At 72.9% G+C, this 21,693-nt stretch carries 18 protein-coding genes; 4 read left to right on the forward strand and 14 right to left on the reverse strand.

Annotated elements, in window-relative coordinates:
• Positions 1-79: 79 nt before the first annotated feature.
• Positions 80-508: an STAS domain-containing protein gene (locus tag ABZ567_RS18045; RefSeq protein WP_360790580.1), complete on the forward strand. Its 429-nt coding sequence runs from the start codon at positions 80-82 to the stop codon at positions 506-508.
• A gap of 86 nt (positions 509-594) precedes the next feature.
• Here the strand turns inward: ABZ567_RS18045 and katG are convergent, their stop codons facing one another.
• The 3 genes from katG to ABZ567_RS18060 form a co-directional block, all read right to left on the reverse strand.
• On the reverse strand, positions 595-2,784 hold the full coding sequence (gene katG / locus ABZ567_RS18050; RefSeq protein ID WP_360790583.1) for a catalase/peroxidase HPI: 2,190 nt from the start codon (positions 2,782-2,784) through the stop codon (positions 595-597).
• A gap of 253 nt (positions 2,785-3,037) precedes the next feature.
• Positions 3,038-4,600, reverse strand: coding sequence for a mucoidy inhibitor MuiA family protein (locus ABZ567_RS18055; RefSeq protein ID WP_360790586.1), 1,563 nt, complete (start codon positions 4,598-4,600; stop codon positions 3,038-3,040).
• An 8-nt stretch (positions 4,601-4,608) separates the two neighbouring features.
• Positions 4,609-6,678, reverse strand: coding sequence for a DUF4139 domain-containing protein (locus tag ABZ567_RS18060; protein ID WP_360790589.1), 2,070 nt, complete (start codon positions 6,676-6,678; stop codon positions 4,609-4,611).
• 293 nt (positions 6,679-6,971) lie between these two features.
• On the opposite strand from ABZ567_RS18060, the gene ABZ567_RS18065 reads away from it, so the two are divergent.
• Entirely contained in the window at positions 6,972-8,450 is a 1,479-nt protein-coding gene (locus tag ABZ567_RS18065; RefSeq protein WP_360790591.1) for a glutamate--cysteine ligase, read from the forward strand.
• A gap of 100 nt (positions 8,451-8,550) precedes the next feature.
• Here ABZ567_RS18065 and ABZ567_RS18070 read toward each other — a convergent pair whose 3' ends face one another.
• From ABZ567_RS18070 to ABZ567_RS18080, 3 genes are all read right to left on the reverse strand, one after another.
• Positions 8,551-9,465, reverse strand: coding sequence for a S1 family peptidase (locus ABZ567_RS18070; protein ID WP_360790594.1), 915 nt, complete (start codon positions 9,463-9,465; stop codon positions 8,551-8,553).
• Positions 9,466-10,096: 631 nt separating this feature from the next.
• The gene (locus tag ABZ567_RS18075) at positions 10,097-11,257 is read right to left on the reverse strand and encodes a serine hydrolase domain-containing protein (protein WP_360790927.1); all 1,161 of its coding nucleotides are present in this window, start codon (positions 11,255-11,257) and stop codon (positions 10,097-10,099) included.
• Between the two features lie 141 nt (positions 11,258-11,398).
• Positions 11,399-12,016 carry a TOPRIM nucleotidyl transferase/hydrolase domain-containing protein gene (locus ABZ567_RS18080; protein WP_360790597.1) on the reverse strand — a complete coding sequence of 206 codons (618 nt, stop codon included), beginning with the start codon at positions 12,014-12,016 and terminating at the stop codon, positions 11,399-11,401.
• 255 nt (positions 12,017-12,271) lie between these two features.
• Between ABZ567_RS18080 and ABZ567_RS18085 the strand changes: the two genes are divergently transcribed.
• On the forward strand, positions 12,272-13,369 hold the full coding sequence (locus ABZ567_RS18085) for a glutamate--cysteine ligase (RefSeq protein ID WP_360790600.1): 1,098 nt from the start codon (positions 12,272-12,274) through the stop codon (positions 13,367-13,369).
• Between the two features lie 255 nt (positions 13,370-13,624).
• On the opposite strand, the gene ABZ567_RS18090 is transcribed toward ABZ567_RS18085, so the two are convergent.
• The gene (locus ABZ567_RS18090) at positions 13,625-13,891 is read right to left on the reverse strand and encodes a DUF4235 domain-containing protein (protein WP_360790603.1); all 267 of its coding nucleotides are present in this window, start codon (positions 13,889-13,891) and stop codon (positions 13,625-13,627) included.
• Positions 13,892-13,956: 65 nt separating this feature from the next.
• On the reverse strand, positions 13,957-14,604 hold the full coding sequence (locus tag ABZ567_RS18095; RefSeq protein WP_360790606.1) for a hypothetical protein: 648 nt from the start codon (positions 14,602-14,604) through the stop codon (positions 13,957-13,959).
• Between the two features lie 514 nt (positions 14,605-15,118).
• Between ABZ567_RS18095 and ABZ567_RS18100 the strand changes: the two genes are divergently transcribed.
• Positions 15,119-15,847, forward strand: coding sequence for a hypothetical protein (locus ABZ567_RS18100; RefSeq protein ID WP_360790609.1), 729 nt, complete (start codon positions 15,119-15,121; stop codon positions 15,845-15,847).
• A gap of 74 nt (positions 15,848-15,921) precedes the next feature.
• Here the strand turns inward: ABZ567_RS18100 and ABZ567_RS18105 are convergent, their stop codons facing one another.
• From ABZ567_RS18105 to ABZ567_RS18130, 6 genes are read right to left on the reverse strand one after another with little or no spacing between them, the layout of a single operon-like run.
• The gene (locus ABZ567_RS18105; RefSeq protein WP_360790612.1) at positions 15,922-17,166 is read right to left on the reverse strand and encodes a cytochrome P450; all 1,245 of its coding nucleotides are present in this window, start codon (positions 17,164-17,166) and stop codon (positions 15,922-15,924) included.
• Positions 17,163-18,392 (reverse strand): cytochrome P450, encoded by a 1,230-nt coding sequence (locus tag ABZ567_RS18110; protein WP_360790615.1) that lies wholly within the window; start codon positions 18,390-18,392, stop codon positions 17,163-17,165. Before ABZ567_RS18110 ends, ABZ567_RS18105 begins: the two co-directional genes overlap by 4 nt.
• Positions 18,389-19,006, reverse strand: a complete 618-nt coding sequence (locus tag ABZ567_RS18115; RefSeq protein WP_360790618.1) for an ATP/GTP-binding protein — start codon at positions 19,004-19,006, stop codon at positions 18,389-18,391. Before ABZ567_RS18115 ends, ABZ567_RS18110 begins: the two co-directional genes overlap by 4 nt.
• On the reverse strand, positions 18,987-19,340 hold the full coding sequence (locus ABZ567_RS18120; RefSeq protein WP_360790620.1) for a DUF742 domain-containing protein: 354 nt from the start codon (positions 19,338-19,340) through the stop codon (positions 18,987-18,989). The genes ABZ567_RS18115 and ABZ567_RS18120 overlap by 20 nt, the downstream gene beginning before the upstream one ends.
• Positions 19,337-19,738, reverse strand: coding sequence for a roadblock/LC7 domain-containing protein (locus ABZ567_RS18125; protein WP_360790623.1), 402 nt, complete (start codon positions 19,736-19,738; stop codon positions 19,337-19,339). The genes ABZ567_RS18120 and ABZ567_RS18125 overlap by 4 nt, the downstream gene beginning before the upstream one ends.
• On the reverse strand, positions 19,735-21,432 hold the full coding sequence (locus ABZ567_RS18130) for an ATP-binding protein (RefSeq protein ID WP_360790625.1): 1,698 nt from the start codon (positions 21,430-21,432) through the stop codon (positions 19,735-19,737). The genes ABZ567_RS18125 and ABZ567_RS18130 overlap by 4 nt, the downstream gene beginning before the upstream one ends.
• Between the last annotated feature and the right edge of the window lie 261 nt (positions 21,433-21,693).

Here is a 21,693-nt window from a genome sequence, read left to right on the forward strand (position 1 = left end):
GCCGCGCAGCCGCCGCCTCCGGCGGAGAGACCCGCGGCACCGAGGTGACACCAGCGACGGGAAGGAGGCCGGAGATCCCATGCAGGGTGACAACCGTGCGGAGACAGAGGTCGGACCGGAACGCGTCGGAAAGCCCCACAGCGCCGCCCACGACGAGCGGGTGGAACCCGTCGCCGTCCTCGTCCGGCCCCGCGGCCCCTCCGGGACGGTGGTACTCGCCGTCCGCGGGGAACTCGACTACGAGACGGCCGCGCCCCTGCGCGACGCCCTGGAGGAGTGCACCGGTCCCGGCCGCATCGTCGTCGACTGCTCAGGACTGCGGTTCTGCGATTCGACCGGGCTCAACCTGCTGCTCAAGGCCCGGCTGAGGATGCAGCGCGGCGGCGGGCGTCTGGACCTCGCGGCCCTGCGCGCTCCCGTGGCCCGCATGCTAGAGATCACGGGAGCGCGGACCGTCTTCCGCGTGTACGGGGACACGGACGAGGCACTGGCGGACATGCCGTCCTGAGGGGGAGGGCGGGGCGCCGGTACGGGAGCGCCCGCAGGCACCCCCGTAGTCCCGGACCCGCTCCTCGGCCCAGGCGGGCGCCGGGATCAGGACAGGTCGAACCGGTCGAGGTTCATCACCTTGTTCCACGCCGCCACGAAGTCCCGTACGAACTTCTCGCCCGCGTCCTGGGACGCGTAGACCTCCGCGATCGCCCGGAGCTGAGAGTGCGAGCCGAAGACGAGGTCGACGGCGGTGGCGGTCCACCGGATCTCACCCGTCGAACGGTCCCGGCCCTCGAAGACGTTCTCGGTCTCGGTCGACGCCTTCCACTCCGTGCCCATGTCCAGCAGGTTCACGAAGAAGTCGGTGGTCAACGCGCCGGGCCGGTCGGTGAACACCCCGTGCCGGACTCCCCGGAACCCGGCGTCCATGGCCCGCATGCCGCCGATCAGCACCGTCATCTCGGGAGCGGTCAGGGTGAGCAGGTTGGCCCGGTCGAGCAGCAGGGTCTCCGGTGACAGCTTCTCTCCCGCCGGGAGGTAGTTGCGGAACCCGTCCGCCTTCGGTTCGAGCACGGCGAACGTCTCCGTGTCGGTCTGCTCCTGCGAGGCGTCCATACGCCCCGGGGAGAAGGGGACGGTGATGCCGTACCCGGCGTTCCGCGCGGCCTGCTCGACGGCCGCGCAGCCGCCGAGCACGATCAGGTCGGCGAGCGACACCCGCACGCCGTCGGACCGGGAGGCGTCGAACTCCTGCCGGATCTGATCGAGTGCCTGTACCGTTCCGGCCACCTCGGGGAGGTCGTTCACCTCCCAGTCCCGCTGCGGCGCGAGCCGGATCCGTGCCCCGTTGGCACCGCCGCGCTTGTCGGTGCCGCGGAAGCTCGCCGCCGACGCCCACGCCGTGGTGACCAGGTGGGAGAGCGTCGGTACCGACGTGAGGATCCTGCCCTTGAGGTCGGCGACGTCCGCGTCCGTGACGAGCGTGTGATCGACCGCGGGCACCGGATCCTGCCACAGCTGCGGCTCGGGGACCCACGGACCGAGATACCGCGAGACGGGCCCCATGTCGCGGTGCAGCAGCTTGTACCAGGCCTTGGCGAAGGCCTCCGCCAGCCGGTCGGGGTTCTCGTGGAAACCCTTGGCGATCGGACCGTAGACCGGATCCAGCTTCAGCGCGAGGTCCGTCGTCAGCATCATGGGCGCGTGCCGCTTCGCCGGATCATGGGCGTCGGGCACCGTGTTCCGGGCCGAGGGATCGGTGGGCGTCCACTGCTTCGCGCCCGCCGGGCTCCTCGTCAGCTCCCAGTCGTAGCGGAACAGGTTGTCCAGGTAGCCGTTGTCCCACTTCGTCGGCTCGGAGGTCCACGCGCCCTCGAGGCCGCTGGTGAGCGAGTCGCCGCCGACACCGCTGCCGCACGTGTTCCGCCAGCCGATGCCCTGCTGCTCGATGGGGGCCGCCTCCGGCTCCGGACCGATGCAATCCGGATCGACCGCTCCGTGGCACTTGCCGAACGTGTGGCCGCCGATGATCAGAGCGGCCGTCTCCTCGTCGTTCATCGCCATGCGCCCGAACGTCTCGCGAATGTCCCGGGCGGCCGCGATCGGATCCGGATTGCCGTTGGGACCTTCCGGATTGACGTAGATCAGCCCCATCTGCACGGAGCCGAAAGGACCGGTGAGTTCCCGGTCACCGCTGTACCGCTCATCTCCCAGCCAGGAGTCCTCCGGCCCCCAGAAGACCTCCTCGGGCTCCCAGATGTCCTCCCGGCCGAATCCGAAACCGAACGTCTTGAACCCCATGGATTCCATGGCGCAGTTACCGGCGAAGACCAGCAGATCGGCCCAGGAGATCTTCCGGCCGTATTTCTGCTTGACCGGCCAGAGCAGTCGGCGGGCCTTGTCGAGGCTCGCGTTGTCCGGCCAGCTGTTCAGCGGAGCGAAACGCTGGGCGCCGTCACCGCCACCGCCCCGGCCGTCCTCGATGCGGTACGTCCCCGCCGCGTGCCAGCTCATCCGGATGAAGAGCGGCCCGTAGTGACCGTAGTCGGCGGGCCACCAGTCCTGCGAGGCCGTCATCACCTCGAACACGTCCCGCTTCAGCGCGTCGACGTCCAGAGTCGCGAATTCCCTCGCGTAGTCGAAGTCCTCGTCCATGGGATCGGACTGGGACGAATTCTGATGGAGTACCTGGAGGTCCAGCTGGTTCGGCCACCAGTCACGGTTCGTCCTGGGGCGGGTCGGCGCGGGGGCCGGGGAGGGGATTGCCGGGTTCTCGCTTTCGCTGCCGGACACGTCCGTCCTTCTTCCTGTCGCGGTGTTTCCGTCTGCCGGCCGCCTGCTTGACGTCGTCCGCTTCGTCGGGTCAAGACTGCGACGTGGCGTTCGTATGGTCGCGCACCGCACACCGCCCCGCGGAGAGAACACGCAGGGCACCACCCCGTAACAGACGGCCGAATTCCGGAGGCCGGGGAAGAACCGGCACACTCCGCGAGCGCTCGACCGCTTGGCCGGTCCCCGCCCCTCACCCGGAGCGGGGACCGCGGGCTCAGAGCCCGGCGACCTTGGCGCTCGCCGACAGCTCGTAGACCAGGGTTACCGTCCGGCGGCCGCCCGGCGGAAGGGCGACGTCCCAGCGGGCGACGCCCTCGGCATCGACCGTGTCGGGCGCGGGCGAGCACGCCTCTTTGCGCAGGCGCACCTCCACGGCCGAGACCTCGGACACCGGGACGCGCTCCCGGAGGACGACCACCCGCTCACCGCGCTCCCCGGGCGCGGAGAACCGCGACAGGTGCAGCCGGACCGTGCGGGTCACCACCGTCCGCTGGGTGATTCCGGCGGTGTCGCGCGACTCCTCGGTCTCGCGCACCACCCGGTGATCGTCGCGGCTGCCGAACGCCAGCTCGACCGGGGCCCCCGGGGTGGTGAACTCCAGCGCGCCGCGACCGCTGAAGCCACTGCCGCGGACGAGGTCCACGGGCCCCGCGAGCAGCACGTGCCCGGACAGGTTGTCGAACCGCACCACCTCGGTGACCAGCGGCGACAGCTCGGGCGAGCAGGCGTACTCGCGGCGCGCGGCCGTGGTGAAGGCGGACAGCGGCACCCGGTGTGCGCGGCCGTCCGAGGGCACCGACACCGGCGCGGGGGAGTGCAGCACTCGCGCCTCGCCTCCGTCGTCGACCCCCGGCAGGCCGACCACCGGAGCCGGCCCCAGGTCCCCGATCTCCTCCTCGCGCAGCTCGACGTCGACCGTGCGGCGCTCCGCGGCCGTGCGGTCCTTGAGCGTCAGCCGGTCCTCCGTCAGACGGGGTGGATCGGTCGCGAGCGCCGAACGGGCCGTCGACAGCGTCAGCCGGGCGTCGGACCAGTCCTCGCCGGTGTGCTGCCAGACCACCGCCTCGGTCTCCAGCGTCAGCGCGTCTCCGTCTAGCACGGCCCGGTAGGCGGGCCGCCACAGCGCGCACGGCGTGAGATGGCTCAGACGCAGTTCGACCGGCCCGGCGACCGGGGCGTCCACGGTCAGCTCGATGTGGGCGACCAGCTCGGCGGGCTCCTCCTCCGTCATGTCCACGGCCTGCCGGACCTCACGGAGTTCGGCGGCGAGCGCGGACAGCCGGGCGTCCACGGCACGCAGCCGCTCGCCGCAGGTGTCGCGCTCGGCGTCCACCCGGTCCAGTTCGCGGGCCCAGCGAGGGCTCTCGCTCTCCCCGGAGCCGGCGCCCTCGCCGATCTCCCGCAGCACATCGGAGGCGAGGCGGCCGAGGAGGTCCAGGCGCGCCTGCAGCCGCTCGCGCCGCCGCTCGAGGTCGAGCCGCTCCTCCTCCACGGCGTGGGCTCGGTGGCGCAGCGCGGACTCGTCGTCGGCCGGCGGCCGGGGGCCACGGGGCGTCCAGTCCCGGACGACGCGGACGTCGAGCACGGTGGCCGGGTCGGCGGAGAGCAGCTCCGCGTGGAGGGTACGGTCGACGGCCAGCGCGCTGACCGGGCCGAGGCGCAGCCGCTGCACCCCGGCCTCCAGGTCGAGTGCGAGGGCGCGCTCGACGTGGGCCCGGTCCTCCAGGAGGGTGACGGCGGTGACGGGGACGGCGATCGTCTTCGAGACCGTGGACATGGGGCGTCTCAGCTCCTGCGGTTGCCGCCGACCAGGGCTTTGCCGGCCGGGATGCGGATCTCGTAACCGCCGTCGAGGGCGGTGGTGCCACCTGCGGGAAGGTCCACGCGCCAGAGGCGGGTGCCGGGGGCGTGATGCTCGGGCCCGCCCTCCGCGGGCGCCGTCCAGCCCGCCCGCTCCTCGATGCGGACGTCCGGTTCGGAGGCGACGGGCACACGCTCCCGTACCTCGACGGTGACGGGTCGCGCGAGCCGGTTGGCCAGCTCGACATGGACGTGGTGGTCGAGCACGGTGATGTTGTTCCGCAGCCCCGAGGTCGACTCGCGCAGGTTCGTGCGGCGGGTGACCCGCACACCCTCGGCGGGCCCGAGCCCCACCCGGCGGACGCCGCCGGGGGCGAGCGTGGGCAGCGCGGCGGTCAGCAGGAAGTCGTCGTCGACGGTGACCTCCACCGGCCCGGCGAGCAGCGCCTGGTCGGTGGCGTTGGAGAGCACGAGCGTCGCGTACACCGTCGGCTCCACGGACGGCACGCACAGGTACTCGGTGCGCAGCCCGACCGGGATCTCGGCGACGGTGACGGTGTGCCAGGTCCCGTCCGAGGGGACGTCGGCACGGGCGGCGGCGTCGAAGCGGTGGTCGAACGAGCCCGCCGACTCCCGGGGCCGCACGGCGTGTCCGGGCAGCGGCAGCGCGGCCACCGCCTCGGCGCGGCGACGGTACTCGGCCGTCACGGCGTCGAAGGGCGACGCGGGGAACAGCCGGCCACGGCGACCGCCCGGCTCGTCGGGGCCGCTGAGGACCAGGGCGGCGTAGTCCAGTTCGGCGCCGCTCGGCCGGGGCGGTCCGGCCGCCGGCGGCGGTGGCGGTGCGGCAGCGCCGGGAGCCCCCGGAGCCGCGGGGGCCAGGGCGGGGGCAGGCGCCCCTCCGAAGGCCGGGGCACCGGCACGGGGACGGCCGGCCGGTCGCGTGGGACCGGAGCCGTACGCTCCGCCCGGCGCGGGCGGCGGGGCGCCGAAGGCCTGAGGTGCCGGCGGGGGCGGCCCGCCGTAGCCCACCGACGGCGGGGGCGGTGGAACGGGCCCGCCGTATCCCACCGACGGCGGGGGCGACACCTCGTCGTACCGGGCGCTCTCCGGTACGCCCCCGGCGACGGGCGCGCCGGCGGCGCCCCCGACAGCCCTGGCCGCGGCGCCCGACTCGGGGCGGGGGCCGGCGGCGGCGTACCCGGAGAAGAGGTCGGAGAGCCCCGCAGGGGGCTCGCGCCAGCCGGAGGGCGCGGGGGCGGACTGACGTCGTCCGATCCGGACCGAGCGGAGCCTCGGCAGGTCGGTGCGGCGGCGCAGGTCGGCGGTGGCCAGGGCGACCCGCACTCCGGTCCAGTCCTCGCCGGTGCGCTGGGCGACCGAGGCACGCAGCACCAGTCGCCCGGTGTCGTCGCCCTGACGGTGGGTGAGACGGTAGGCCGGGACCCAGACGGCGCCCGGCACCCCGTACTCGAGGTCGAGTTCCACCTCCGCGTCGGCGGGGCCCGCGAGGGTCAGCAGCGCGGAGACCGTGGTGTCCACGTGCGCCGACGAGGCGTCCGTGGAGGCGCGCTCATATCTGTCGGCGGCGATGTCGAGCTCGTGCTCCGCGTCGAGCAGCGCCTGTTCGAGCTCGGCGAGACGCGCGTGCAGTCCGGTCAGCCGCTCGTCGACGAAGTCGGCGAGCTCCAGCCACGCGTCGACCGGGGTGCGGCGGTGCGGATCCTCGCGCTTGCGGCCCGGCGGGACCGGACGCAGCCCTCGGACCTCCGCGATCAGACCGAGCTGCCGGTCCCGGCGCCCCGCTGCCGCCGCGTACGCCTCACGAAGCCGCTCGACCTCGCGCCGCAGCCCGTCGGGCGCGGCTTCGTCGTGGGTGAGTGCCTGGACCTCCACCCGGGCCTCGGTGACCCGCACCCCGGGCGAGCCCAGGACCCGGGCGCGCAGCGAGCCGGGATCCAGCGAGCGGGGCAGCCCCGTGACCCGTACCCGGCCGTCCGGTGGCACGCTGCCCCGGGCCAGCCGGTGGCAGAGCGCGCCCTGCGCGTACACCATGACCGAATCGAGGGTCGATCCCCACCTCGGTGCCGTCTCGGCCGTCATACGCCCACCCCCGTCGTGTTCGTGCTGGGCGAAGCCTACGCCGGAGCGGCCCCCGTGTCGGCGGGAGCCGGAGGACGGGCCGGGGCGGGAACGGGGGCCGACCCACCGAGCGGGTGAACCCGCAGGTCATCGCCGTGTACGGGGGGAGGTACGGGCCCGGCGCCACCGGCTTCGGTGGTTGGGGCGTCCTCGGAGTGGGACGCTGAGAGCCGGGGGTCCGTGCCGACGAGACTCGGGAGGGACCGATGGGACGTGACGTCCCGGCGGCGGAGTGCACTCGCGACGACCGCCGCCGCTTCCGGAACAAGGTGCACTCCTGCCTCGACGTGTTCGCGCGGATGCTGCGGGAGTCGCGGTTCGACTTCGAGCGCCCCCAGGTCGGTCTGGAGATCGAACTGAACCTCGTGGACGCCGACGCCGAGCCCGCCATGCGCAGCACGGACGTGTTGGCGGCGATCGCGGATCCGTCCTGGGCGACCGAGCTGGGACGGTTCAATCTGGAGATCAACATCGCGCCGCGGCGGCTCACGGCCGGCGGCCCCGACTCCTGGGAGCGGGAGATCCGCGAGGCCCTCAACCACGCCGAGGCGAAGGCCGCGGCGATCGGCGCGCACCTCGTCATGATCGGGATTCTGCCGACGCTCGAACTGGCGGACGTGGGGCCGGAGTCCCTCTCCGAGAACCCGCGCTACCGCCTGCTGAACGAGCAGGTCTTCGCCGCGCGGGGCGAGGACCTGCTGATCGCGGTGGACGGGGTGGAGCGACTGCGGACCTATGCGGAGACCATCACGCCGGAGGCGGCCTGCACCAGCACCCAGTTCCATCTGCAGGTCGCGCCCGACGAGTTCGCCGACCACTGGAACGCGGCACAGGCCGTCGCGGGGGTGCAGGTGGCCCTGGCCGCGAATTCGCCCTTCCTGTTCGCCAAGGAGCTGTGGCGGGAGACGCGCATTCCGCTGTTCGAACAGGCCACCGACACCCGGCCGGACGAGATCAAGGTGCAGGGCGTGCGGCCGCGCGTCTGGTTCGGGGAGCGGTGGATCACCTCCGTCTTCGACCTCTTCGAGGAGAACGCACGGTACTTCCCGGCGCTCCTTCCCCTGTGCGACGACGAGGACCCTGAAGAGACTCTCGACCGAGGCGGAACCCCCGGCCTCGCCGAGCTCACCCTCCACAACGGGACGGTCTACCGCTGGAACCGCCCCGTCTACGCCGTCGTCGACGGCGTACCGCATCTGCGCGTGGAGAACAGGGTGCTGCCCGCGGGCCCCACCGTGGCCGACGTGATGGCGAACGGGGCCTTCTACTACGGCCTCGTCCGCGCCCTGGTCGACGAGGACCGGCCCGTGTGGTCTCGGATGTCGTTCGCGGCGGCGGAGGAGAACCTGCACACCGCGGCGCGGTACGGCATCGACGCGCAGCTGTACTGGCCCGGTATGGGCGAGGTGCCGGTCACCGAGCTGGTGCTGCGGCGCCTGCTGCCGCTGGCGGACCGCGGCCTCGAACGGCTGGGCATGGACGCGGCCCGGCGCGAGCCGCTGCTGGGGATCATCGAGCAGCGGTGTGTGAGCGGGCGCAACGGCGCGGTGTGGCAGTCCGAGATGTTCCACCATCTGCACGACATCGTCCATGTGGACCGGCACCAGGCCTTGCGGCGGATGACCCGGCAGTACATCGAGTACATGCATCTGAACGTGCCGGCGCACACCTGGCCGGTCGAGTGACTCCGCGCGCCCCTGTCCGGGCGAACGACAGGGCCGGCGGACCCCGAGGGGACCGCCGGCCTGTCGATGGAGCTTCGTGCTTCCGCAGTTGCTGTCCGGGCTAGAAGACGCTCACGCCGTACGCGCTGAGCGCCTCCGTCACCGGCTGGAAGAACGTGGTGCCGCCGCTGGAGCAGTTGCCGCTGCCGCCGGAGGTGAGGCCGAGGGCGGTGGTGCCGGAGAAGAGCGCGCCGCCGCTGTCGCCCGGCTCGGCGCAGACGTTGGTCTGGATCATGCCGTAGACGACGTCGCCGCCGCCGTAGTTGACGGTCGCGTTGAGACCGGTGACGGTCCCGCCGCGCAGACCGGTGGTGCTGCCGCTGCGCTGCACCGACTGGCCCACCGAGGCGTTGGCCGCGCCGGTGATGTCGCGGTAGCTCCCGTTGTACAGGTAGACCCGGCCGTCCGCCGCCGAGGCGTTGGAGTGGCGGATGAGGCCGTAGTCGTTGTTCGGGAAGCTGGAACCGGCGCGGGTGCCCAGCACGGTGGTGTTGGAGGAGTTGGTGTACCAGGTGCTGCCGATGTTGGTGCAGTGACCTGCCGTCAGGGCGTAGTAGGTCGAGCCGCTGCGGACGTTGAAGCCCAGCGAGCAGCGCCCGCCGCCCGCGTAGATGGCCTGGCCGCCCGCGATGAGCTTGGTGAACGTGCCGGGCGTCCGCTTGATCTCCAGGGAGGAGGCGCGGTCGCCCGCCGCCTGCTTGATCTTGGCGATCTCGGCGGCGGAGACGGTCGAGTCGGCGGTGACGACGATCTTCCCGGACGCCTGGTCGGTGTACCACGCGGTGCCGGGGACGTCGGCTCCCCGTACGGCCTGGTCGGCGGCGGCGAGCTGGGTGGCGGTGGCCCGGCCGTCCCCGGCCGTGGCCGCGGACGAGCTGGGGACGGCAAGCGCCGAGGCGGCGAGCAGCGCGGAGGCCACGGCGATCAGCCGTGCGCCCTTGGCGGCGCCGAGGGGGGACAGACGCTTGAGGTTCACTGGATCCTCCGGTGGGGGATGGGGGGAATCGCTGGGTGGGCGACCCCTTGGTGCCGAGAGGGCGGCCCGCGGCGTTGTCCGCCATGAACCTGTCAATCTCGACACGGGGAATCCTCGAAGCAGACGGCCCTGGCGGCAAGAACGCCTTTCGGCCGATCTACGCGCGTTCGAACGACCGGCGCTCCCGGTGCGGGCAGAGGCGTCGGGTTCGGCGGTCAGGGGCGTGGCGGGGGAGTGGCGCGGCGCAAACGCTTGCCGAAATTTGCTGACGACATGTCAGTAAGCGTTTTCTGTCACAGGGTTGACGTCACATCGGCATCGGTGAAACGGAGGAAGTCGTACCGTTTGGCCAGATCAGGCCCCGGTCGGGGTCCCCGTCGGGTCCGGCGCGGTGGATGTGGCCGGACCCGGCGGACCGGGTCACCCGCTCGTCCGTCGGGGAGTGGCGGACGTAGCGGGTGCACAGTTCCGGCCGTCGCCTCCGCTCGGGCCGGAGGGTGGACGGGGGGTCCGGCCGGGCGGACGAAGGGCTGTCCACCGGGGCCCGTGGGGCATGTGAGGACGCCCGCGAATGTCGCGATCGTTCCCTCCGTCCGGGCGAAGGAGTGTCCGGATCCCGTCGCGGCCGGGCTCAGAGGGCCGCGTAGACGGCCTCGACGAGGGCCATCTTGCGGGGGTCGTCCGCGATCCGGGGTCCCATGCGGTTCATCACGTAGCCCAGGGAGACACCCGCCTCCGGGTCCGCGAGGCCGCAGGAGCCCCCGAAGCCGTCATGGCCGAAAGCTCGCGGATTGGGACCGTAGGAAGCGTTGGGGCCGCTGAGCCAGAGGCCGAGGGCGCACTCCGTGTCGTGGGCGAAACCCGCGCCCAGGACCAGGTCCCGGCCCGCCCCCTGCCCCTGGCGGGCCCGTTCGACCGCCGCCTCGGACAGGATCCGGTGCTCGCCGTACCGGCCGCGCCCGGCGAAGATTCCGTACAGCTGGGCGACCGCGCGGGCCGTTCCGTGCCCGTTGGCCGCCGGGACCTCGGCGGCGCGCCACTCGGGGCTGTTGGCCTGGGTGGCGCCCACGAGCGGGTTGGCCAGTGCGGCCCGCGCGGCGGGCTCCAGCTGCAGGAAGACCGCGGCCTGCTCCCCCGCGGACGAGGCGCGGGGGTGTACGAGCTCGGCCGCCCGGGCCGCTTCCCGCTCCGGGAGGCCGATGGTGAAGTCGATGCCGAGGGGCCCGGTGATCTCGTCCCGGAGGAAGGTACTGGGCAGCCGTCCCGTGACACGCCTGACCACCTCGCCCACAAGGAACCCGTACGTCATGGCGTGATAGCCGGAGCGGGTGCCGGGCTCCCACCACGGTTCCGTCGCCGCGAGCCGGGCGGTCGTCACCTCCCAGTCGTAGAACTCGGCGAGCGAGAGCGGCTCACGCAGGCCCGCGAGGCCCGCGCGGTGGGAGAGGAGATGGCGTACGGGCAGCTTCTCCTTGCCCGCGGCCGCGAACTCCGGCCAGTACGAGGCGACCGGCGCGTCCAGGTCGAGCAGCCCGCGATCGGCGAGGATGTGGGCGCAGAGGGCGGTCACGCCCTTGGTCGTGGACCAGACGTTGACCACGGTGTCGCGTTCCCAGCGGCGCGTACGGGCGGAGTCCGCCCAGCCTCCCCACAGGTCGACCACGGTCTCGCCGTGGATCTGGACGGTCACGGCGGCGCCGAGCTCCTCCCGGGTGCGGAAGTTGGCCTCGAAGGCCTCCCGTACGGAGCTGAAGCGAGGGTCACAGTGCCCCTCGACCGCGTTCTCGGCCACGGGCGGGGATACGGGGGCGGGGATGCGGGCCGGCTCGGATTCGGGCATGTCGTCCTCCGGGGTTGCTCGTCGGTCGCGAGCAACATACCGACTGGTCGGATCGGAGGGAAGGGAGTACGGGGCCGACCCCTCGGGCATCCGTCACAGACGCGCGAAGAGCGCGTCGAGCGGCGCCGGCACCTGCGAAGGGGTGAGGGACTCCACCAGGAGCCGGCCGTAACGGATCTTGCGGCCCTTCTTCGTGCCGAGGAAACGACGCAGCTGCCGGTGCCGGGGCCGGCCGTGCTGCGCGGGCTGGTGCAGGAAGGTCTGCCAGGCGCGCAGGTCGCCCTCCGCCTCGATGATCTCCTCGACCCTCGTCGTCCCCAGCGAGCGGATCAGCTCGTCCTCCAGGTCCGCCGCGCACACGAGGAATCCCCCGGACAGCGCCCCGGCCCGCCGCAGGGCACGGTCGTAGTAGCGCTGCTCGCGCTCGTCGCACAGTCCGGTCAGGCGCAGGCCGAGTCCGGACGCCCCGAGCAGGTCGGCATAGCGCCCCACGCTCATCGCCCCGCCCATCGACACCACTGTCGCCCCCTCGGCCGCGAGGTCCCGGCTCCGCCGCGCGGCCAGCGCCTCGACGGCCGCCAGATCACTCGGCCCCTCGACCAGCACCGCCGTCCGCAACCCCAGCCGCACCGCCAGATCACGCGCGGGCTCGCCGGACCCGTCCGCCGCCCACTGATCCACCGCGTCCCGAAACGCCCCCATGTCCGCCATGGGGCGAGTCTGCCCGGCCGTCGCCCGCCGGACCAGGGAATATCCGTCGGCACCCCACAGCACGGGAAGCGCGAGCGGGCCGCGGCACCCACTCGGCCCGGTCCGGGGAGGCCGGTCCGAGCCCTCTTCTCTCAGGACGCTTCGCCCTCGCCGAAGTGGGCATACGCGTGACATCCCGGTCTCGCAACCGCTGACGGCCCCACCCGGGGTGGCCGGCGGGGCGGGACGTCCCCGTTTTTTCGTACAGGAGCGTTCATGCGCACAGTAGGTGTCGAGGAGGAGCTGATGCTCGTCAACGCGAAGACGGGCGAGCCCTTCGCCGTCTCGTCGGCGGTACTCGCGTCAGTGGCCCGGACCGGGGACGAGGCGGGGGAGAGTTTCGAGAAGGAGCTGCACCAGGAGCAGCTGGAGTTCTCCACCCGGCCCATGAAGGACATGGACGAACTTCGGGACGAGATCGTCCGCCTGCGCGGGGAGGCGCTGCGGTACGCCAGGCAGTCCGGTGCGGTCGTCGCCGCCCTCGCGACCTCCCCCCTCCCCGTGGAGCCCTCCCGCCATCTCGGTGTCCGATACCGGTGGATGGCCGAGCAGTTCGCTCTCACCACCAAGGAGCAGCTGACGTGTGGCTGCCATGTCCACGTCGCCGTGGACTCCGACGAGGAGGGAGTCGCCGTCCTCGACCGGATCCGTCCCTGGCTCTACCTCCTGAACGCGCTCAGCGCCAACTCCCCGTTCTGGCAGGGAGAGGACAGCGGATACAGCAGCTACCGCAGCAGGGTGTGGAACCGGTGGCCGTCCGCCGGTCCGTACGAACTGTTCGGCAGTGCGGAGCGGTACCACGAGCAGGTGTCGGACATGCTGGCGACCGGCGTCCTGCGTGACGCCGGCATGATCTACTTCGACGCCCGGCTCTCCAAGAACTTCCCGACCGTGGAGATCAGGGTCGCCGACGTCTGTCTGGAACCCGGCACGACCGTTCTCGTCGCCACCCTCGCCCGCGCCCTCGTGGAGACCGCCGCCCGCGCCTGGCGCAACGGCGAGCCCGCTCCCCGTATCTCCGCCGGTCTGCTGCGGCTGGCCTCATGGCGCGCCGCCCGGTCCGGACTCCGGGGCCCCCTCCTCCACCCGCTGACCATGCGGGAGGCCGGCCCCGAAGAGGTCTTCGAGGCCCTCCTCCAGTACACCGAGGAGGCCCTGCGGGATACCGGGGACCTCGACGCGGCGCGCGAGGGGATCGCCGCGCACCTGAGCGGCGGCAGCGGCGCGGACCGCCAGCGCGCCCTGCGCGACGAGGGCCTGGACCTCGCGGGTGTCGTACGGGCCTGCGCCGACATCACCACCGCCGGCACGTGAGGTCGCTCGGGGCCGAGGTCCCGCGCGAAGGCCCCCGCCGGAGAGGCGGGGGCCTTCGCATGGGCGGAGCCGGAACTCCGTGGGTCGGTGCGGCAGGAGTTCCGCACGGGCTGGTGGGGCACAGGCTCCGTACGGGCCGGTTGGGCACGTGCTCTTCATGGGCCGGCGGGGCAGGCCCTTCACCGGGCGGCGGAAACGGGCGTGGCGCCGGGGTCCCGCACGCGGCGGCCGCGACCCCGGCGTCCCACGGGCCGGTCAGGCCGGCCAGACGCCCGTGACGCGGCGCACCGCCGTGGCCCCGCCGCGGTCCACGGCCGCCTTCACCACGGCGAAGATCGCGCCCTGGATCGCCGCGGCGACCAGGATCTCGCGCCAGCGCCGCCCCTCGTCGGTGGCGTTCGGCGCGTCGTCCTCGTGCCCCAGGATCTGCCAGGTCTTCTTGAACGCGGCGGCCGCGAGCAAGCCGCCCCCGGTACTCAGGGCGAACGAGACCGGCTTGAACACGAGACGTGATCGTCGCATGACACTTCCACCTTCCCTCGGACTCATGCCCCGGCTACCCCGGCGAGGGACCCGCATGCCTTCCCTCAGCCGAGGCGCGCGAGCACGAGGGCCCTGGCGACCGCCGGTGGATCCGTCGGGTCCCCGTCGGGGCCGGTCGGGCGCAACCGTTCCAGGAACGGTCCCGGCTCCAGCCGCAGCGCCTCCGCGTCGGCGAGGAGACGGTCCGCGTCCGGCCCGCCGACCGTGTCGTCGAGGTGGTCCGACAGCTCGCCCAGGACCCGGTCCCGCTCCACGAAGCCGCCCATGCCGCAGTCCAGGCCGTCGTCCCGCAGACCGTCCGGGTACGGCGCGCGGGCCCACACCCCGTTCTCGTACCAGTAGACGCACCCCAGCTCGTACCCCTTGAGCCGGTCGCGCAGCTCGTCGTACGGGAGCCAGTCCGGGCCGCCCGCCAGCATGTCGATCGGCGGTTCGTGCCACTTGACGCCGCTCGACTCGTCCTCCCCGTACAGCACGTACCGGCCCTCGCCCATCCGGGACATGGTCCACCAGGTGCAGCCGGAGTCGTCGTAGTGCAGTCCCTCGGCGTCGATCCAACGGCCGGTGCGGTAACCGCTCGTGCGCTGCTCCTCCTCGGTGGTCGCGGCGACGGCGGCGAGCAGTGCCCAGCGGGCCCACAGCGTCTCGCCCGGCGGGAGGTCCTCCGGCAGTCCGGGCCGGTGCATGGTCATGGCGTCCCCCGTGTGTCCTCGTGCCGGGACCTCGTCCCGACGGTGATCGCGGCAACCCTACGACGCCCGGGACCCGCCACGGGGGCGGGGGCGTAACACGTCCGCCACCCCCGCCCGCCGGTCATCAGGCTTCGTCGTCCCCCCGCTCCCGAGCCCGTCGACCGTCGCCGCCAGGTCCGCGACCGTACGGATGGGGCAAGGATCAGCGGGACCCGCAGACAGCCGGCACGAGGGGGGACCTGGTCGGTCGACTCGAAGGGGAAGAAGTGGCCGCCGGGGAGGATCCGGACCGTGACATCGGTACCGAGATCGCGTCATCGTTCGACCTCGGCCGGCGGGGCGGCGGGGTCGTCGGTGCCGCCCAGGGCGACCAGCCGGGAGCCTGCCCAGCACGCCGAGCCGGTGCCGGAACTCCTCCTCCGGCAGCAGGTGCATCGCCCGGGTGTCGCGCGGCACGTGCGGTGGGACGGAAACCGGAGACGACCACCGCGGCCGGAGGAGGGAGACTGGCCGGATGGACACATGGATCCGGTCGGACCGAGAACCCGGCCCTGACCTGTACGGACGTCTGCGCGTCGAGAGGACGGACCTCGGACCGGCCCGCTGGCTGAGCGAACGCCGCCCCGGCTTCGGGGACTTCGGCACCGTGGCCGGAGTCGCGGCACCCGGGTTCCCCGCGTACGCGCGGGTGCTGCATCCAGCGGCTCTCGACGAACGCCCGGTCCGCTGGGACGCCGTCGCCGCCGCCTACGGGCGGCGGGTGAAGGCGCTGACGGACTGGCACGAGGTGATCGGCGTCGAGCGGTTCCACCGGAACGACGCCGAGTACGGACTGCCCGGCGTCTGGGACGACCAGCCGGACGAAGGCCCCACTCCCGCCGGGGTCGCCGAGGCCCTGATCCCCGTCCTGGAACGGCACACGGGGACGGCGGAGCGGTGCTGGTACGGACTGTGGCACGGGTACGGCCGCTGGGAGTGGCAGGGCGTTCCCACCTTCCCGACTCCGGAACGGGACGAGATCCTGCTGTCGGGACCGCTGGCCGACGCCGTGTCCTCCAAGGGCCTGGACGAGTTCGCCGAACTCCCCGACCTGTGGTGGCCGCAGGACCGCGCCTGGTGTGTCGGCGGCGACGTCGACCTGGTGAGCACGTACGTCGGCGGCTCCGAGGAGCTCATCGCCGACCTGCTCGCCGTGCCCGGTCTCGAGGCCCACCGGGTCACAGCGACCGACCCGGTCGGCTGACCGGGCGGTCGGCGCCGTGCTGCGCAGAGGTACGCCACGGCCTCCCGTCGGGGGAGACCGGGGCGTGAGGCCGGTCAGGCCAGGAAGACCGGGAGGTCGAACAGGTCGTTCTGCGTGACGACCGGCTTGTTCCGGAGCTCCTCGCGCGGTACGGCGAGGCGGAGTTCGGGGAAACGCGCGTACAGGGCCGGGAGGGCCACCGAGGCCTCCAGGCGGGAGAGGGCCGCGCCCGGGCACACGTGCGGTCCGTGGCCGAAGGAGATGTGGCGGTTGGGGGTCCGGGTCACGTCGAAGTCGCCCGCCGTCGGACCGTACTGCTCCTCGTCCCGGCCGATCGCGCCGAACGACACGATCAGGGCCTCGCCCTTCGGCAGCACCCGGTCACCGACCTCGATGTCCTCGGCCGCGAAGCGGATCAGCACGTGCGAGGTGGGCGTGGACCAGCGCAGCGTCTCCTCGATGACGTTCTCCCACGGCACCTCGCCCTTGAGTACGAGGGCGCGCTGCTCGGGGTGGGTCTCCAGGGCGACGACGGCGTTCACGATCAGGCTGATGGTCGTCTCGTGCCCGGCCGCCACCATCAGCTGGAGGGTGTTAGTGATCTCCTCCGTGCTGAGCCGGTCGCCGTCCTCCGACGCCTCGATCAGCGCGCTGGTGAGGTCGTCGCCCGGGTTCTCCTTCTTGCCCGCCACGATCCCGGCGAAGAGGGCGCCCAGGTCCGCCATCATCTGCGGCACCTCCTCGGGCGGAGTCTGCGTCGAGAAGAACTTGTCGAACAGCGTCTTCATCCGGGGGTGGGCGGCCGCGTCGACCCCCATCAGCTCGCTGACCACGTTCATCGGCAGGGGGTACGCGAACTCCGCCTTCAGGTCCACGACCTCACCGGCCGGGCGCTCGGCGAGCCGGTCCAGCATGCCCGCGGTGAGGGCCTCGATGCCCGCGCGGAGCCGCTCCACGCGGCGCGCGGTGAGTGCCTGCGCGACCAGGGTGCGCAGCCGCCGGTGCTCGTCGCCGTCCACGGTCAGCATGGACTTCCCGGGGTTGGCGAGGCCGATCAGCGGCCAGTCGAGAGGTATCTCGCCCCGCTGCCAGGCCCCCCACACGTCGATGTCCTTGACCAGGCGGGCGTCGGTGAGGAGCTTTCGCGCCTCGGCGTGCCGGGTGACGGCCCAGCAGGGCACGCCGCCTGGCAGGACGACACGGGCCAGCGGACCGGCCTCCCGCAACCGGGCGCTCTCGCCGTCGAGGTCGCCCACGAAGGGGTCGAGGGTGATCACGTCGGTGCCGGGGGCGGCGGTGTGGTCGTACGGGCAGCTCATACGGAGGCTCCAAGGGCGGGGGTCGGGGTGTAGGTCACGGGGAGCGCGGTGAGGCCCCGCAGCCAGGGCGACGGGCGGCGGGTGAGGGCGTCCTCCGCCACCGCGAGGTCCACGTCCGGCAGCCGGTCGAGCAGCACCTCGATCCCCGTCCGGGCGATGGTCTCGGCGACCTCCTGGGCCGGGAAGGGGCAGCGGTGCTCACCGTGTCCGAACGAGAGGTGGGCGTTGTTGCCCCCGGTGAAGGCACCGGAGTCGGCCCGAACGTGCGGGTCGGAGTTGGCGGCGGCGAGGCCGAGCAGGAGCAGGTCGCCGCGGCTGATCCGGCGGCCGCCGAGCCGGGTGTCGCGCGAGGCCCACCGCCCGGCGACGTTCTGGGTGGGGGTGTCCTCCCACAGGACCTCGTTCATCGCCTCGCCGACGCTGTGCCGGCCACCGGAGAGGGAGGCCGCGAACCGGTCGTCGGTGAGCATCAGGCGCAGTGAGTTGCCGATCCAGTCGGCTGTGGGCTGGTGGCCGGCGGCCAGCATCACCATGAGGTCCTGGGCGACCTCCTCGACCGTGAAGCCCGCGGTGTTGGCGATCATCCGCGAGGCGACGTCGTCGCCGGGGGTCGCCGCCTTGGCCGCGAGCAGCGCGGACATCGACTCGGCCAGGTGGCGCTGGCCCTCGAGCGCGCCCTCCTGGCCGTTGATCATGTCGTTCAGGGCGGTGACCAGGCCCGGCCCCTGTTCGTCGGGGAAGCCGTAGACGCTGGCGAGGACCCGTACCGGCAGCAGCATCGCGTACTCGGCGATGATGTCGCAGGCGCCCTTGCCGCAGAGTGCGTCGATGAGTTCGTCCGCGAAGCGCTCGGCCCGTTCCCTGAGGACGAACGGGTCGACGGCCTCCAGCGCGTCGGAGATGACTCCGGCCCGCTCGCGGTGCCGTTCGCCGACGGTGTAGAGGATGGACGGCTGCTTCCGCCCGATCATCGGCAGCAGCGGCCAGTCGGCCGGGATGGCGTCCCACTGGTTCCACAGCTCGGAGTCGCGCGAGAAGAGCACCGGGTCGCCGGTGACCTGGTGCAGTTCGCGGTAGCCGAGGACCAGCCAGGCGGGCACGTCTCCGTCGAGGACGACCGGGGCGACGGCGCCGTGCTCGCGCCGTATCCGCCGGTACAGCTCCACGGGGTCGGTCTGGAACCGGGGGCCGCTCAGCGGGACGGGCTGGGGCTCGGGGTGGGTCACGGGGTGGGCTCCGGTATCGGCTGCGGGTCCAAGGGGACGAGGGTCTGCAGGTGCTCGACGAGCGAGATGAGGACCTGCTTGCTGGACTCGCGCGACCGGGCGTCGCAGAAGACCAGGGGGACCTCGTCGGCGAGGTCGAGGGCCTCGCGGATCTGGGCGGGGGTGTGGGCGGGTCCGCCGAAGTCGTTGCAGGCGACGACGAACGGGGTGCCGTGGTGTTCGAGTCGGTCGACGGCGTACCAGGAGTCGGCGAGCCGCCGGGTGTCGACGAGTACGACGGCACCGAGCGTCCCCGAGAAGAGCCGGTCCCACAGGAACCAGAACCGCTCCTGACCGGGGGCGCCGAACAGGTAGAGGACGTTGCGGGCGTCGAGCGAGATCCGGCCGAAGTCGAAGGCGACGGTGGTGGCCGTCTTCGCGGCGACGCCGACGGTGTCGTCGATGTGCTCGCCCGCCTGAGTCATCGTCTCCTCGGTGTTCAGCGGACGGATCTCGCTGACCGAACGGACCAGGGTGGTCTTGCCGACTCCGAATCCGCCGACGACGACGATCTTCAGACCGTTGTCGGCGGTGCTGTGCAGGGTCTGGCGCTGTTCAGAGGCTACGGAGTCCAACGAGCACCTGCTCCAGGATGTCGTGATCGGGAAGGCGGTACGTGGGGCGGGGATGGCGTGCGCTGATCCGGCCGGTCGCGTGCAGGTCGGCCAGGAGGATCCGCGTGATCGACACGGGCAGGCCGAGTCCGGACGCCACTTCCACCACGGCCGTGGGGAAGCGGCACATGCGCAGGATCGCGGCGTGCTCCGACTGCATGCCGGACACGGGGTCGCTCTCGGCGACCACGAGCGTCACCAGGTCGAAGGCGTCGGATCCGGCACGGCTGCGACCGCCGGTCACGGTGTAGAGGCGGTCGGGGGAGTCGTCCCGACCCGGCCTGACCCGGCTCATCCCCGCGGCCTGGCGACGAGGTGCTCGCCCAGCTGCTCGACCAGTTCCGACATGTTGTGCCCGACGAGACCGGCGTCGGCGTCCTCGTCGGCGACCAGCGCGAGGTGGGCGCCGTCCCCGGCCTCCACGATGAACAGGATGCCGCCGTAGAACTCGGCCATCGCGGAGCGGACCCCGCCGCTGCCGTCGCCGAACTCGACGGAGGCGCCGTGCGACAGGCTCTGGATGCCCGCGGCGATGGCGGCGAGCTGGTCGGCCTGGTCCACGGAGAGCCCGGCGGTACGGCAGAGCTTGAGGCCGTCACGGGAGAGCACCAGCGCGTGCCGGGTGGCCGGGGTGCGTTCCAGCAGGCCTTCCAGGAGCCAGCTGAGCTTCTCGTCGGTGGTGGTGCCGGTCATCGGGGACTGCCTTCCGAATACGGGGGGTTCGAGGACGGCGACGGGTGCGGTGCGCCCGTCGGCTCCTGAGGGTCGGACGGTACGGGGATGTCGGCCGCCCGGCCCACGGGGGAGCCGGCGGGGTCGGATGCGGCTGCGTCGGTGCGGGTCCCGGGCGTCCCGGGTCCGTCCTCCGGCTGGGTGGCGGCCGCGCGTACGGCCCGCTGGAAGCTGCCGAAGCGGGGCGGGGTGCCGGACGCGGCGCCGGTGCGGCGTGCCGCCGGGCGGCCGGTCGCGGGCGCCTCCGCGTTCTTGAGCTGTGAGGCCAGGGTCTCGCCGCGGCGCCGGCGCGGCAGGACTATCCCGTCGGCCTCCGGCTCCGACGCGTCGCCGTCGGCCGTCTCGTGCACGGTCTCCGGCTCGGGCGGCCAGGGGACGGTCCGAGCGGCCGCGGCGAGCGCGGGCGGTGCGACGGTCCGAGCGGCCGAGGTGCCGTCGGGCCGGGCGGCGGACGTCCTGTCGGGGGCGGGTGAGGTGACGCCGCGCCCCGCCACGGGCAGCCGCTGTTCGCCGGCCGTACCGGCCGGTTCCGTGGCGGCGTGGCTGATCAGCCCCTGAGGCAGCATCAGGACGGCGCCGGTCCCTCCGCGCGCGGACGGGCGGAAGGACACGGTCAGACCGTGCTTGCGCGCCAGCCGGCCCACCACGTGGAGGCCGAGGCGGGTTCCGGAGAGCCCGGCGAGATCCTGGGCCGCCGAACCGACGGCGGCCTCGGCGCGCCTGAGCTGCACGTCGCTCATGGCCAGACCGCTGTCCTCGACGGTGATGACGATGCCCGCCGGCACCTCCTCCACGTAGACGTGCACCTCGGCGCTCGGCGGGGAGAAGTTCGCCGCGTTGTCGAGGAGTTCGGCCAGCGCGTGCATGACGCCCTCGGCGGCGTGCCCGGCGACCGCCGCGTCACTGCCGGAGTGCAATCGCAACCGCTGGTAGCCGCCGATCCGGCCCATGGCGCCGCGCAGGATCGATTCCATGACGATCGGGCGCGCCCAGCGTCGACCGGAGCGGGCCCCGGTGAGCACCGCGACGGAGTCGGCGAGGCGTCCGGCCTGGGCGGTGCGGTGGTCGAGGTGGAGGAGGTCGGTGAGGACGTCCTCGTCGGCGTGCCGGTGCTCCATCTCCCGCAGGTCGGCCATCATGCTCGTGGCGAGGGCCTGCATGCGGCCGGCCGCGTTGGCCGCGGCGGCCATGGCGGCGGACCGGGCGGACTCGGCCCGGCGCAGGCGTCCTTCCAGTCGTTCGAGGTCGGCGGTCCGCGCCTCGGACAGCCTGGCCGTCTCGGCCCGGTGGGCCCGGACGAGCTCCTCGGCCCGTGCCGCGTGGCCGGCGATCTCCGCCTCGTGACGCTCCTTCAGCTCGGCTGCCTCCCGCTCGGCGGTGGCCCTGAACCGGCTGACGTAGGCGTCGCGGGAAGCGAGTTCGGCGGAGAGGACCTCGGCCCGCCGGGCGAGTGCCCGCGCGGTGCGCGTGTACCAGGTGACGGCAAAGGCCGCCGCGGACAGCAGCAGGACGCCGCAGACGGTGAACCAGCCGAGCGCGGGGCGTACCCCGGCCGGCGCCGCGGTCGTCGCCGCCGCGGCGAGTGCGCCACTGGCGGCGGCTGTCAGGAGCGCGGCGATCAGGGCGGGGCGGAACGGGGTGGGTGATGCCGACATCGACCAGACTCTCGGGAGCAGGCACGGGGAGGAAGGATGAACGTCGGAACTATAGAGGCGTTCTTGATCAGTTCGGAACGCTCTTGAGCGGATTGGTATGCACACGATGAAGGAATCTTCCAGTCTCATGCAAGAAAAGTCGCAAATCATGTGTTCTCTGACCCGTGCTCAGTTCCGGACCCACCCGTCCCTGCAGGCGGGGTGACACCGTCCCGTTGCCGCAGTTCGTGACGCCGGATCGGCGACCGGCGGGATTACGGT

It is taken from the genome of Streptomyces sp. NPDC016459 (assembly GCF_040632845.1).
In the GTDB taxonomy this organism is placed as follows: domain Bacteria; phylum Actinomycetota; class Actinomycetes; order Streptomycetales; family Streptomycetaceae; genus Streptomyces.